This is a genomic window from Corallococcus sp. AB038B (assembly GCF_003668955.1).
In the GTDB taxonomy this organism is placed as follows: Bacteria; Myxococcota; Myxococcia; order Myxococcales; family Myxococcaceae; genus Corallococcus; species Corallococcus exiguus.
Genome location: NZ_RAWO01000013.1, coordinates 171,407 through 185,261 on the forward strand (window position 1 = coordinate 171,407; position 13,855 = coordinate 185,261).

At 69.3% G+C, this 13,855-nt stretch carries 11 protein-coding genes; 9 read left to right on the forward strand and 2 right to left on the reverse strand.

The annotated features are described in order from the left end of the window. Positions 1–118 precede the first annotated feature (118 nt). Both D7Y04_RS35100 and mutS read right to left on the reverse strand, forming a co-directional pair. Positions 119–1,246, reverse strand: a complete 1,128-nt coding sequence (locus tag D7Y04_RS35100) for a DNRLRE domain-containing protein (RefSeq protein WP_158627640.1) — start codon at positions 1,244–1,246, stop codon at positions 119–121. Positions 1,247–1,357: 111 nt separating this feature from the next. Next, positions 1,358–4,120 (reverse strand): DNA mismatch repair protein MutS, encoded by a 2,763-nt coding sequence (gene mutS, locus D7Y04_RS35105; protein ID WP_121762150.1) that lies wholly within the window; start codon positions 4,118–4,120, stop codon positions 1,358–1,360. Between the two features lie 151 nt (positions 4,121–4,271). Here mutS and nhaA point away from each other — a divergent pair, with 151 nt between their 5' ends. The 9 genes from nhaA to D7Y04_RS35150 all read left to right on the forward strand — a co-directional run bounded on the left by nhaA (position 4,272) and on the right by D7Y04_RS35150 (position 13,855). Next, entirely contained in the window at positions 4,272–5,627 is a 1,356-nt protein-coding gene (gene nhaA, locus D7Y04_RS35110; protein ID WP_121762151.1) for a Na+/H+ antiporter NhaA, read from the forward strand. Then, positions 5,624–7,309 carry an AarF/ABC1/UbiB kinase family protein gene (locus D7Y04_RS35115; RefSeq protein ID WP_121762152.1) on the forward strand — a complete coding sequence of 562 codons (1,686 nt, stop codon included), beginning with the start codon at positions 5,624–5,626 and terminating at the stop codon, positions 7,307–7,309. Before nhaA ends, D7Y04_RS35115 begins: the two co-directional genes overlap by 4 nt. A 184-nt stretch (positions 7,310–7,493) precedes the next feature. After that, a complete protein-coding gene (locus D7Y04_RS35120; RefSeq protein ID WP_147477262.1) occupies positions 7,494–7,952 on the forward strand; it encodes a cytochrome c in 459 nt (152 codons plus the stop codon). Further along, positions 7,952–9,442 (forward strand): hypothetical protein, encoded by a 1,491-nt coding sequence (locus tag D7Y04_RS44640; RefSeq protein WP_158627641.1) that lies wholly within the window; start codon positions 7,952–7,954, stop codon positions 9,440–9,442. Before D7Y04_RS35120 ends, D7Y04_RS44640 begins: the two co-directional genes overlap by 1 nt. 190 nt (positions 9,443–9,632) lie before the next feature. Next, positions 9,633–9,887 (forward strand): hypothetical protein, encoded by a 255-nt coding sequence (locus D7Y04_RS35130; protein WP_120579993.1) that lies wholly within the window; start codon positions 9,633–9,635, stop codon positions 9,885–9,887. Then, a complete protein-coding gene (locus D7Y04_RS35135) occupies positions 9,884–10,165 on the forward strand; it encodes a hypothetical protein (RefSeq protein ID WP_120579994.1) in 282 nt (93 codons plus the stop codon). Before D7Y04_RS35130 ends, D7Y04_RS35135 begins: the two co-directional genes overlap by 4 nt. Further along, positions 10,162–12,114 (forward strand): hypothetical protein, encoded by a 1,953-nt coding sequence (locus D7Y04_RS35140; RefSeq protein WP_121762154.1) that lies wholly within the window; start codon positions 10,162–10,164, stop codon positions 12,112–12,114. The genes D7Y04_RS35135 and D7Y04_RS35140 overlap by 4 nt, the downstream gene beginning before the upstream one ends. Further along, positions 12,111–13,040 carry a hypothetical protein gene (locus tag D7Y04_RS35145; protein WP_147454474.1) on the forward strand — a complete coding sequence of 310 codons (930 nt, stop codon included), beginning with the start codon at positions 12,111–12,113 and terminating at the stop codon, positions 13,038–13,040. The genes D7Y04_RS35140 and D7Y04_RS35145 overlap by 4 nt, the downstream gene beginning before the upstream one ends. Next, complete coding sequence (locus tag D7Y04_RS35150) at positions 13,037–13,855, forward strand: endonuclease/exonuclease/phosphatase family protein (RefSeq protein WP_120594807.1); 819 nt, start codon at positions 13,037–13,039, stop codon at positions 13,853–13,855. Before D7Y04_RS35145 ends, D7Y04_RS35150 begins: the two co-directional genes overlap by 4 nt.

Consider the following 13,855-nt stretch of genomic DNA (forward strand, 5'->3'; position numbering starts at 1 on the left):
CGAAACGGAAGCACCGTTGTGGAGACAGCCCCCTCGCTTCCGTCCTGGCTCCTGTATCGAACGAGGACGGAAGCGATTGCATGGGGGCGCCCTGCCCTTCAGGACAGGGCCCGTGGCATCACGGCAGGTATGTCACCTCCAGCTTGGGATGCTTCGACGCGTCCGGGGACTCACGCGAGTAGTAGTTCGTGAGGTAGTACGGGCTGGAGAGCCGGAAGGAGACGCGCCGGTCGGAGGCATCCGAGGCGGCCTGGAGCACGGGGATGAAGTTCGGATCCTCCGTGACGCCCACCTGGTCGAAGTACGGGTTGTTGGTGGGGTACCAGAGCCACCACCAACCCAGGGGGGAACCGGTGGCCGCAGGCTGGTTGTTGTACGTGATGCTGTACTCACCCCAGTTGTTGTCCGGCACCAGGTACGTGTAGACGTTGCCATCACCACCGGGCGAAACGCCCCAGAACGCCGTGGCGGACAGCTTCACGGACTGGATGATCGCCCCCGCGGGGATGCTGGCCAGGTTGAACCGCAGGAAGATCTTCCGGTCGAAGCCGTAGTTGATGACCAACTCCTGCGCGCTTCCGTAGTTCCAGTCGGACTCCCCCCAGTAGTCGTGGTTGACGTAGGCATCCGCCTCCGGCTCCAGCACCGTGGTGACGGGTCCCAACTCATAGGTGAGCGTCAGCGCCGGACGCTGGGCTGCGTTGCTGTACTCACGCGAGCGGTAACGCGTCTTGTAGCCCGGCGAGTGCAGCCGGAAGCTCACCAACTTGTCGCCGGCCAGTTCGCCCTGCACGACGGGGATGAGCGCGGCATTGGAGTTGACGCCCCGCTTGTCCTCCGGCGTGTAGTCGTACCAGAGGAACCACTCGCCCACCGGACTCGTGGCGGGAGTGGGCCGGTTGTTCCAGGTGATGCCCATCTCTTGCCACGAGTCATTCGCGACGAAGGACGTGTACACGTTGCCGTCGCCCCCGTACGCGTAGCCGTCGTAGGCCAGCGCACTGAGGCTGGCGGCCGTGATGACCGCGTTCGCGGGCAGGCTGCTCAGGTCGAACCGCAGGTAGGCCTCGGCGTACCCCCGGTTCACGACGAACGTCCCGTGGTTCCCGTAGTTCGCGTCCGGCGCGTCGGGCGAGACGTAGGAGTCCGCGACGGGCGTGAGCGTCACCGTCGTGGAGGCCAGCGCCAGCGACGGGGCCGACAGCGCGGCCACCGCCAGCAGGGTTGTGACAGAGAATGAATTCAACAGCGAAACATCTGGAAATCTGAAGCGACTCGTCATGTCTGCCTTTTTCCGTGAGAAGAGCAGTGATTGCTCTCAAGCTCACGGACCGGGCAGACAGAAAGCGTATTCAGCTCAACCCAAGGTCTGCTTCAACTTCGCCAAGAGGTTGAGCGCGTCCAGCGGGGTCATCCGATCGATGGATGCGGTCCGAAGTGACTCCAGCACCTCCGTGTGCTCGGGAGGCACGGGTGGCGCGGCAACGGCTGGCGGCGCTCCACCGAACAAGCCCAGCTGTCCCGCGTTCACCGGGGCCACGCGCTTCGTGGAGCGCACCGCCACGCGGGGACGGCCCGCGTCATCCAGCTCACCGGACTCCAGGTTCTGGAGCAGCTCGCGGGCGCGAGACACCACCTCCGGCGGCAGGCCCGCGAGCTTCGCGACCTCGATGCCGTAGGAGCGGCTGGCCCCGCCAGGAATCAGCTTGCGCAGGAAGATGACCTTGCCGCCCTGCTCTTTCACGGCGATGCACAGGTTCTTCACCCGGGGCCGCTCGCGCGCCAGGTCCACCAGCTCGTGGTAGTGCGTGGCGAAGAGCGAGCGCGCGCCCACCTTGTCGTGGATGTGCTCCGCCACCGCCCACGCGATGGACAAGCCGTCGAACGTGGACGTGCCTCGGCCAATCTCATCCAGGATGACCAGGCTCTTCCTCGTGGCGTGATGGAGGATGTGGCTGGTCTCCGTCATCTCCACCATGAACGTGGACTGCCCGCGCGCCAGATTGTCCGCCGCGCCCACGCGCGTGAAGATTCGGTCGCACAGGCCGATGCGCGCCGCCTTCGCCGGCACGAACGAGCCCGCCTGCGCCATCAGCGCCGTCAGCGCCACCTGCCGCATCACCGTGCTCTTGCCCGCCATGTTCGGGCCGGTGATGACCAGCAGCTGCGCGTCCTCGGGATCCAACCGCACGTCGTTGGGGACGAAGGACTCGCCCGCGCCCAGCATCCGCTCCACCACCGGGTGGCGGCCGCCCGTGATCGTCAGCCCTTCCCCTGAGTCCACCTGGGGCCGCGTGTAGCCGTACTCCGCCGCGCACCGGGCGAACGACACCAGCGCGTCCGCCGTGGCCACCGCCTCCGCCGCGGAACGGATGCGTGGCGCCGCGGCGATGACCTTCGTGCGCAGCTCCTCGAACAGCTGGAGCTCCAGCACCACGCGGCGCTCCTCCGCCGTGAGGACCTTCTCCTCGTACTCCTTCAGCTCCTCGGTGACGAAGCGCTCCGCGCCCACCGTGGTCTGCTTGCGGATGTAGTCCTTGGGCACCGCGTGGAGGTTCGCCTTCGTCACCTCCAGGTAGTAGCCGAAGACCTTGTTGTAGCGGATCTTCAGCGAGGAGATGCCCGTGCGGTCCTTCTCCCGCTGCTCCAGCTTGAGCAGGTAGTCCTTGCCCGTGGTGGACAGCGCCACCAGGTCATCCAGCTCCGCGTGGTAGCCCGGCCGGATGAAGCCGCCGTCGCGGATGACCACCGGCGGCTCGTCCGTCACCGCGCGCATCAGCAGGTCCGCCAGCTCCGGCAGCGCCCCCAGCGGCCCGGACAGCGACTTCAAGAGCGACGCGTCACACCGCGCGAGCGCCGCGCCCAGCCTCGGCAGCTGCGTCAGCGAAAGCCCCAACGCGCGCAAGTCACGAGCGTTGCCCGCGCCCAGCGACAGCCGGCCGCAAAGCCGCTCCAGGTCGCCCACCTCCTTGAGCGTGGCCACCAACTCCTCGCGCCACACGCTCTTGCCAGACAGCTCCTCCACCGCGTCCAGCCGCGCTTCGATCTCCGGCAGCGAGCACAGCGGCGCGGACAGCCAGCGCGCCAGCTTCCGCGCACCCAGGCCCGTGGCCGTCCTGTCCAGCACGCCCAGCAGCGACCCCTTGCGACCGCCGTCGCGCAGGCTCTTGAGGACCTCCAGGTTGCCGCGCGAGGACTCGTCCATCACCAGGCAGCCCGCGCGCTCCTGGCGCGACAGCCGGTCCACGTGCGCCGCGGGCGTCTTCTGCGTGTCCTTGAGGTAGCGCAGCGCGGCTCCGGCCGCCCCGGTGGCCAGCGGCGAGCCGTCCAGCCCGAACGCGGACAGCGACTGCACGTTGAAGTGCGTGCGAAGGAACGCGGAGGCCCGCGTGTGCTCGAAGGCCGCGCCCTCGCTCTCCGCCACGGCCGGCACGCGCGACAGCCGCTGGCACACCTGCACCACCTCCGGCGCATCCCGCATGCCCTGCGGAACCAGCAGCTCGCGCGGCTCCACGCGCGACAGGCCCTCCACCAGCTCCGACAGGCTCTGCGCCTCGAAGGTGTAGAACTCGCCGGTGGACGCCTCCAGCAGCGCCGCGCCGAAGCCCGCTTCCCCCCAGCACACGGCCGCGAGGAAGTTGCTGGCCTGCGGCTCCAGCACCTCGTCGTCCAGCACCATGCCGGGGGTGATGACCCGCGTGACTTCCCGCTGCACGATGCCCGGCCCCGCGCCCGGCTCCGTCACCTGCTCGCAGATGGCGACCTTGAGGCCGTGCTCCACCAGCTTCGCGATGTACCGGCGCGAGGAGTGGTACGGCACCCCGCACATCGGAATCTTGTCCGCGCCCTTGGCCCGGGCCGTGAGGGTGATCTGGAGCAACTCCGAGGCCTTCACCGCGTCCTCGAAGAACATCTCGTAGAAGTCACCCAACCGGAAGAAGAGCACCGTGTCCGGATGGAGCGCCTTCACCTCCAGGTACTGGCGCATCATCGGGGTCAGGGAAGCGATCTCCCGCGCACCCGCGGGGGCCTCTCCCGTTCCGACTTCCGGAGTCGTGTCCACGTCGGGCAGCACCACGTCCGCCGCCTTGCCTGTCTTCGCCTGCTGCGTCAACGCCATCCCCGACCTTCTCTCACGACCTTACCCCCGGATCAACGAACGGACGCCCCTACCTGGTGCGTATGCCTACCACCGGCGTCCGACATTTCGGCGGGCCCGTTTCCGAAAACGGTTTGCTGGCCCTCCGCCCCCCGGCAGGCTGCCCGGCGACATGCCGACCTCACCCCAGACGACGACCCGCCCTCCCGTGCCCGCCCTGTTCAAGGTGGCCCTGGCCCCCGTACAGGCGTTCTTCCGGCTGGAGGCCAGCAGTGGAATCCTCCTGGCGCTCTGCGCGGTGGCCGCGCTCGCGTGGGCCAACTCGCCCTGGGGCTCCACCTACGCCGCCGTCTTCGACGCCCCCCTGCACCTGGAGATCGTGGGCCACGGCGGCCACTTCACCTTCCGCGAGCTCATCAACGACGGGCTGATGACGCTCTTCTTCTTCCTCGTGGGGATGGAGATCAAGCGCGAGCTGTCCGCGGGCGAGCTGCGCACCTTCTCCCGCGCGCTGCTGCCGCTCATCGCCGCGCTGGGCGGCATGGTGGTGCCCGCCGGGCTCTACCTCGCCTTCACCCACGGCACGCCCGCGCAAGGGGGCTGGGCCATCCCCATGGCCACGGACATCGCGTTCGCCATCGGCTGCCTCACGCTGGTGAAGGCGCGCGTGGGCCACGGGCTGGTGGTGTTCCTCACCGCGCTCGCCATCTTCGACGACATCGGCGGCATCCTCGTCATCGCGCTGTTCTACGGCACGGGCCTGCACGTGGAGTGGCTCGCGGTGGCCGCGGGCCTGGTCGCGGTGCTCTGGGGGCTCAACCGCTTCTACGTGCGCAACGGCCTGGCCTACGCCGTCGTGGGCGCGGCGCTCTGGTACGCCATGCACCACGGCGGCATCCACGCGACGCTGTCCGGAGTGGTGCTGGGCCTGTGCATCCCCGCGCTGCCCACCCGGCCGGGCCGCGAGGTGCTGGAAGAACTGGCGGCGTACGTCCAGGGGCTGGTGTCCCGCCCGGACGACGAGGCCGCTCGGGGCGCGCAGCTGCTCCACATCGAGGAGGCGCTGGAGGACATCGAGCCGCCGCTCAACCGCTTCGTGCACCTGTGGCACGGCTACGTGGCGTACGGCATCGTGCCCCTGTTCGCGCTGGCCAACTCCGGCGTGGACGTGTCCGGCATGTCGCTTTCGGACCTGCTCAAGCCCCTGCCGCTGGGCATCATCGTGGGCCTCTTCGTGGGCAAGCAGGTGGGCATCTTCCTGTTCACCTGGGCGGCGGTGAAGGCGGGCGTATCCCCCCTGCCCGCGGGCGGCAGCCTCGCCCAATTGCACGGGGTGTCGGTAGTGGCCGGCATCGGCTTCACGGTGGCCCTCTTCGTGGGCGGCCTGGCCTTCGCCAACCAGCCGGCCCTGCTGGCCGAGGCCAAGCTGGGCATCCTGACGGGCTCGCTGCTCTCCGCCGTCGTGGGCTACGTCCTCTTGCGCTACGTGGCCCGTCCAGCCCAGGCTCCCGCGCAGCCCTCGCCATGAACCTCCAGGACCTCAACCGCATCCGGCAGATCGCCCTCATCGCCGCCCGCCACGGCTTCGGCGAGGTGACCGAGCGCGCGGGCGTCTGGCGCATGCTCGGCGGCCGCAAGGAGAAGGTGGAGGTCTCCGAGGAGGCCCGCCGCGAGTCCACCGCGCGCCGCTTCCGCCTCTTCCTCTCGGAGCTGGGCCCCACGTTCATCAAGCTGGGTCAGGTGCTCTCCACCCGCGCGGACCTGCTGCCCGCGGAGTTCGTGGAGGAGCTGGCCACGCTCCAGGACAACGTGGAGGCCATCCCACTGGAGCAGGTCCACGCGCAGATCCGCGACGCCCTGGGCAAGGACGTGCAGGAGCTGTTCGCCCAGGTGGATCCGGAGCCGCTCGCCGCCGCGTCCATCGCCCAGGTGCACCGCGCGGTGACGCTGGAGGGCGAGGAGGTCGTCATCAAGGTGCAGCGCCCCGGCATCGCCCAGCGCATCGACGCGGATTTGGGCGTGCTGCGCTCGCTGGCGCGCCTGTTGGAAGCCGTGGTGGAGGAGACGGGCATCTACTCGCCCTCCGGCATCGTGGACGAGTTCGACCGGGCCATCCACGAGGAGCTGGACTTCATCAACGAGGCCACCAACATCCGCGCGTTCCTGGAGAACCACAAGGACCGCCCGTACCTCAAGATTCCGCGCGTGCACGCGGCGCTCTCCAGCCGCACCGTGCTCACCATGGAGTTCATCCGCGGGGAGAAGATCAACCCCGCCGCCCTGCCGGAGGCGGACCGCAAGCAGATTGCCCAGCACATCCTGGAGGCCAGCTTCCGCCAGCTCTTCGACGACGGCCTGTTCCACGGCGACCCGCACCCCGGCAACGTGCTGCTCATGGAGGGCAACCGGCTGGCGCTCCTGGACTTCGGCGTGGTGGGCCGGCTCACGCGCCCCATGCAGGAGACGCTGGTGATGCTGTGCCTGGCGGTGGCGCTCAAGGACAGCGACTCCGTGGCGCGTATCCTCTACCGCGTGGGCGTGCCGGACGCGCGCGCCAACCTGATGGGCTTCCGCAACGACATCGAAGCCATCCTCGGCCAGCACCTGCCCACCACGCTGGGCCAGGTGGACGCGCGCACGCTCCTGCGCGACCTGCTGGACCTGGCCGTGAAGTACCGCATCCGCATCCCCAAGGAGTACGCGCTGCTGTCGCGCGCCTCCATCTCCACCGAAGGCATGCTGCGCGGGCTCTACCCGGAGCTGAACATCATCGAGGTCGCGCTGCCGTACGCGAAGGAGCTGATGGCGGGCCGCTACGACCCCTCGCAGCTCCAGGGCGGCCTGATGCGCACGCTCCTGCGCTTCCAGTCCATGGCGCAGGACCTGCCCACCCAGCTGTCTCAGATTTTGCTGGACCTGGAGACGGGCAAGTTCAGCGTCACGGTGCGCGCGGAGCAGTTCGACAAGCTCAACGAGAACCTGCGCAGCGTGGCCGTCATCGCCTTCCTGGGCCTGTGCGCGTGCGGCTTCATCGTGGGCGCGTTCATCGCCTTCGCGCCCCGGCCGCCCATGTACGGGAACGTGCCGGTGCTGGGCATCGTCGGCATCGCGCTGGCGGCGGCCCTCTTCGGCGCGGTGCTCACCTGGTACCTGTTCGGCGGCCGGTTCGGGAAGGTCAGCGTGACCCGCTTCCTCAAGAAGCGCAGGTAGCCGGGAGCCTCACCGGCGCTCGGCCCGGTGCGGGTGTGACAACGGCCCACCTGGGGACAGGCAGGCGGGCGTGGGGAGCGCGTGTCACGCGAGCACGAACGGATCCGTTGATGGGTGCACAGTCAGGCTCTGCCCGGGTAATCTGCGGGGCTTGTCGTTCCCCCCTCTTGCCCCCGTGCTCGACTTGTTCGCGAACCCAACCGCCGCCCGCCGTCCGTATCGCGCCCCGCTGGCCACGCTGTTCGCGGCCGCGCTCCTCGCCACCACCGCCGGCTGCGCTGGCGGGCTTGATGACCCCGAGCGCTTCACCGGGGGCTCCAGCTCCTGCGCCGCCGGCACCACCGGCGCGAGCATCATCCAGGCGCAGTGCTTGTCGTGTCACTCCACGGATGCCAACGGGTCGGCGGGAGGCGGCCTGGACCTGCAGGCGTCCGGCCTCCCCGGGCGGCTCTACACCACCAACGCGGCGTGCAATTCCAAGCCGCTGGCGGACAGCGCCAACCCGTCCCAGTCCTTCTTCCTGATGAAGCTCACGGCTTCTCCGGGCTGCGGCGCGCGGATGCCGCTGGGCGCGTCGCTGAACGCCGCGGACACCGCGTGCCTCTCCGAGTGGCTGGTCGCCGGAAAGCCGAGCTCCCCGTGATGACGCGCACCCGTCATGTCTCCGCCGCGGCCCTCCTGGGCGCGGCCCTGCTGCTCGCGCCCGCCGCTGACGCCGCGCCGAAGAAGGCGTCCGCGAAGACGGCGCAGTCCTCGAAAAAGAAGGCCCAGGCCGCGGAGGCGCGCCGCGTGGCGGTGCTCGCCTCCGGTCCGCACGCGGACGCCGCGCGCGACGCGCTGGAGGCGGAGCTGGCCCGCCGTCCGGCCCGCTACGAAATCGTCCCCGAGTCCGCGGTGCGCGCCGCCGCCTCGCGCATGGGCAGGGATCCAACGCAGCCCGCCGGCGCCGCCGCCGTGGCGAGCGAGCTGGGCCTGAGCGCGGTGGTGGTGGCGGACACGTCCACCGTGGGCAAGAAGCATCAGGTGCGCGTCACCGTGCGCAACGGCAAGGACGGCAAGGCACTGGCCTCGCCCCCCGCCGCGAAGCCCGCCACGGCGAAGCTGGTGCCCGTGGCGGTGAAGCGTCAGTGGACGGCGCTGGAGCGCGGCCTGCAGAAGTCCAGCGCGCCAGTGGCCGCCCCGGTGGCGCCCCCGCAGCCTCCCACGCCGGTGGAGCCGGAGCCGTCGGTGAAGCCCGCGACGCCCATCGCGGAGACGCCCGCGCCCACGAAGACGCCCGCCGCGGAGCCCAACCGCAAGCCGGTGGCCGCGACTCCCAAGGAGACGAAGGCCCCGGAGAAGCCGGAGGACTCCTCCTCCACGGAGCCAGAGCTGACGGCCTCCGCGCCCATCGTCGAGGGCGCGCTGGGCCTGAAGCTCTTTGGCCGCTCGCTGCGCTACAAGGACGACGTGTTCGGCGTGCTGCGCCCGTACACGCTGGGGCCGGACGTGGGCGGCTTCGCGCTGCCGGGCGCGCCCCAGGTGGCGGGTGACGTGACGGTCTATCCGCTCGCGGCCTTCAAGAAGGGAGCGCTGGCGCGGCTGGGCATCACGGGCTCCATTGATCAGTCCTTCGGCCTGAAGTCCACGGGCTCCTCGGGCGAGGTCACCTACCCCACCACGGCGCGCGAGTGGCAGGCGGGCCTGCGCTACGTGATCCCCTTCGGCGCGGCGAAGCAACACGGCTTCGAAGTCACCGGCACGTACGGGATGAACACGTTCCGCATCGACGCGGTGGACGGCGAGCGGCCGTTGGACCTGCCCAACGTGGAGTACAAGACCGCGGGCCTGGGGTTGGGCGTGCGGGCGGCGCTGTCGGAGAAGTTCGACTTCAACTTCCGGCTTGGCTACCAGCACCCGCTGGACTCCGGCGAGCTGTCCTCGGACGCGTGGTTCCCGCGCATGTCCGCGGGCGCCGTCACGGGTAGCGCCACGCTGGCGTACCGGCTCAACCGCATCCTGGACGTGAGGTTGAAGGCGGACCTGCGCCGCTACTTCTTCAAGTTCAACCCGGAGCCGGGCGACCCGTACGTCGCCGGTGGCGCCGTGGATCAGTACCCTGGCCTGTCGCTCCAGGTGGGCTTCCGTTACTAGCTGAAGCGCCCTCGCGGTGATTGAGCGTTTGCCCATCCTGGAATGGGCAAACGCTCAAAGACAACCCAAGAGGCAGGGCGGGTAGTGCCAACCAATCCCTACCCTGTTTTTGCATGGATGCGATTGCAATGCGACGCCGGCCGGCGGATTCTGATTCACGCCACGTGAACAGGATTCAACCGGAGACCGGATGTCCGACCCCGTACGCGTCATCTTTCGCAACCAGGCCAACGCGCCTGTGACCGTCATCATCAACGGCTATCAGAACGCCAGCAGCGTCCCGGCCCGTGTCTATTCGGGGCAGGTCACCGGCATGAGCGGCGTCTTCCAGGTGTCTGGCTATGCCAGCTACGCCTGCTCCGCCTATGCAACGACGATGCTCTCCCCGGCGCTCGCACCCCAGACGGACGTGTCCATCGTCTTCACCACGGAGCAGACGCCATGAGCAACATGCGTGTCGTTTTCACGCCCTGCCCGGGGCAGGGCTATCAGGCGGATATCAAGAAGGTCTCCCAGGGGCACGTCAGCGAAGTGCAGAACGTGTCGGTCTGGAAGAGCTTGACCACCGACGCCACCGCGACGTTCACCGGCGGACCGGGTGACAGCTTCTTCATGCAGCTCTCTTCCTCGGGAGGACCGCGGGCCCTCTCGGGGACGGCGACCTTCTCGTCGGACGTCACCATCACCTTCGGGATGCTTTACACGGTCTTCGAGGAAGGATGAGCGCCCCGCCGACCCAAGAGACGCCGTCGCTCTTCCTGGTGTCGCTGCCCCGCTCCCTGTCGTCGACCACGTGGCAGTGGGCGCGCGAGCTGTTGGGACTCTCGGCCCCCGGCTGGGTGACGGACGGTGAAGTGCTCAACCTGGAGCGCTTCGGCTTCGCGCCCCATCCCGCGGCGGTGCACTTCCTGCGCCCGTCGGATGGCCCCGCCTTCGAGGCCGCTCGCGAACACCTGGTGCACGTGGTGCGCCCCACGGGCTGGGCCTACAAGGACGTCACCCAACCCTTCGTCGTCTCCGCCGCGCTCTCCCAACCCGGCGCCCTCCGGGTGATGAAGATCCACCGCTCCGTCGCGGACGTCGCGCTCGCCATGGGGGACCGGGGCTGGACGTATCCAGCGCGAGGCGTGCGCCGCGACGACCCGGATGAGGCCCTCATCGAAGGCCTGCTCGACGCCCAGGAGGCGCTGGATGCCATTCCCGGCCTGGTTGTGGACTTCGACGACCTGGTGATGGACGAGCTCGCGCTGCCCGCCTCGCTCCGGAGCCTCTATCCCGGGCTCGCGATGCCCGACACCGTCTCCTTCGACGATGCGTTCCTCCGGGCGCGGGACGAGGTCCTCACGCGACGCCGGAGCGAGCGCCACCGCGTCCTGGGAGATCGCGTGCTGGAGGCTGTGCGACGGCGCTCGGAGGAGCGCCGGGCCACCTCCGCGGACGCGCCCCGGCCGGGCTCCGCGCGCCGGAGCCGCCCGCGCATCCTCGTGGTGGGAGATGCCGTGGCCCCCACCGGCTTCAGCCGGGTCACCGAGAGCATCTTCCGGCGCGTCTCACGCGACTACGACGTCCACCAGCTCGGCATCAAATACGCGGGCGGCGCCCACGATCTGCCCTGGACGCTCCACCCGGCCATCGACGCCCGCGGCGTCAGCAAGCTGCCGGAGCTGTGCGCCAGCCTGGAGCCGGATCTCGTCTTCCTCGTCAATGACATCTGGGTGCTCGGAGACCATGTCCGGGCGCTTGGCCGCGTGCCCGGACGCCACCGGATGGTGGCCTACTGCCCCGTGGACTCCGGCCCGCTGAGCCCGAGCTTCCTCGCGGGGCTCCAGGGCGTCCACCGCCTGGTCGCGTACACCGACTTCGGTCAGGGCGAGCTGAGCGCCGCCGCCGCCCGGCTCACCACCGCGCCCACCTGGCCCCGGGTGGACGTCATCCCCCACGGCGTCGACACCGACGTCTTCCGCCCCCTGTCGCCCCCGAGCGAGTCGCTCGTCGCGTCCCGCCGCGCCAGCCGTGCCGCGCTGTTCGGGACGAACGAGCTGGACGACGCCTTCATCGTCCTGAACGCCAACCGCAACCAGCCGCGCAAGCTCATCGACCTCACGGTGAGGGGCTTCGCCGCCTTCGCGCAGGGACGTCCCGACGCCCGGCTCTACCTGCACATGGGCACCGAGGACGTGGGCTGGGACGTGCGTGGGCTGGGAGCGCGCTTCGGCATCACCGACCGCCTCATCATCAGCTCGGACCAACGCTTCGCGCCCCGGCTGTCGCTCGCCCAGCTCAACCACGTCTACAACGCGTGCGACGTGGGCGTGAACACGTCCAGCAGCGAGGGCTGGGGGCTCGTCGCCTTCGAGCACGCCGCCACGGGCGCCGCGCAGGTGGTCCCCGGCCACACCGCGCCGGGGGAGCTCTGGGCGGGCAGCGCCGAGCTGCTCGACGTCGCGTTGACCTTGTGCCAGCCCCGCATCCTCACCGACGCCCACGTGCCGTCCGTGGACTCGCTCACGGCGGCGCTGACCCGGCTGTACGAAGATCGAGCGCACCTGGAGGCCCGGTCCTGGGCCGCCCACGCGCTCGCCACCCGTCCCACGCTCCAGTGGGACACCATTGCCCTGGAGTGGGCCCGCCTCTTCGAGGACGAGCTCTCCCAGGGTGGAGGCCGTTCATGAATACCCAATATCAGCAGGCCCTCGCGGGAACCCTGGCTTCGGCCCCCACCGGAGGCATGCGCTCCCTTCGCTTCTGGAACAACCTGCCCGTGGACGCGCAGCTCTTCTACCTCGCCGAGGACGCCTCCCGGTGCGCCATGGGCGTCGTCCCCGCGGGCTACGCGATCAACTTCTGGGTGGCCAACGGGGACTCCATCAGCTGGTCCTGCCGCCACACGGGCTCGTTCATCGGCGTGTGCTCCATCACCTCCAGCACCCCCAGCGTCTTCTTTGGCCCCCACTCCATGGTGGCCCCCAATGACATCGGACTGCCCCCGCAGCCCACCGCCGAGGTCGTCATCCCTCCGGACTCCCCGCGCGTCCTCGTGGCGGCGGGCCTGCTGGAGAACCGCAACCGTACGCTTCGTGAGCAGTACTGGCGGCGGCTGCCCGAGTCCTACACCATCGCTCCGGGCGAGACGCAGACGGTCAGCACCACGTCCACCTCGAACATGCAGCAGACGTCGTCGAGCACCGACACCGTCTCCGCCTCGCTCGGCACCAGCGCGAGCGCGGGCTGGGGGCCCATGTCCGTGGGCATCTCCGCCAGCCTGAGCGCCAGCTCCACCAGCTCCCAGGAGGTGTCGCTCAGCACCGAGTACACCGCCTACGTCTCCGACACCCTCACCGCCACCCAGACCTATACGCAGATGTTCCTCAGGTGGCAGCTGATGGACATCGTCAGCGTGCTCTCGCCGAACGGCCAGGTGCTCTCGAGCATCGTCAACGGGCTGTCGCCGACGCTGTTGCAGGGGCCCTACAACGTGTCGGACCTCTCGACGTTGAGCGCCGCGAAGAAGGCCCTGAACCCCGCGAGCCCGGGCTTCCCCCGCACGCGTGTCGCCGCCCGTCCGTTCCAGCCCCGGGCCCTGGCGGAGCGCAGGTGATCATCGCGTACTGGAACACCCAGCGGGCCAGCGGGCTGACCTCCCGCAAACTGGAGCCCCAGGCCCGCTGCATGTGGTGCTGTCAGCAGATCGTGCAATGGATCATCCGGACCATCAACGCCCACCAGCTGAGGCCTTCGCTCATCTTCCTGTCCGAGGTGTCCCAGGGCGGAGGGGCACTGGCCGCGTACCTCACGGACAAGACGGGCTACCCGGCGCGGTACATCGCCGTGGGCGACAGGAACGACAATGCCAGCCCCTGCTCCTTCATCGTCATGTGGCGGGAGGACCTGAAGCCGGAGATCGAAATCGTCGGCGTCAGCCAGAAACGGCCCATGGTGCGGGTGAGGCTGGAAGACCTCACCGTGGGGGCGGTCCACATCATCGCCAACCCCGACAAGGCTCCCGATGAAATCTTTGGCGACATCGCCGAGCTCCACGGCGAATCGCAGCCCGCGGTGCTCATCGGCGACATGAACTACGCCTGGAGCCGCCTCAAGGAGGCACAACCTGGCACTTCCACGAGCCTGGCCGCCGAGATCAAAAGGCTCTTCGAATGGACGCCCGTCTTCCCTTCCCTCGATGCCACCTTTGGCAAGTACACGGAGACCTTGGGGCTCGTGACCCAGGTCCTGGACTACATGTGGAAGTCGGAAACCGTCAGCCGCGTCGAGACCGTGCCCCCGTATCCCGGCTACAGAAAGTGGACGATGATCGACCACGCCCCCATCGCGTACCACGTCTTCCAGAACGACGAGGACGAGCTGATGACCGACGACGAGGATGACTGGGGCGACGACGCGAGGATCCGGTAG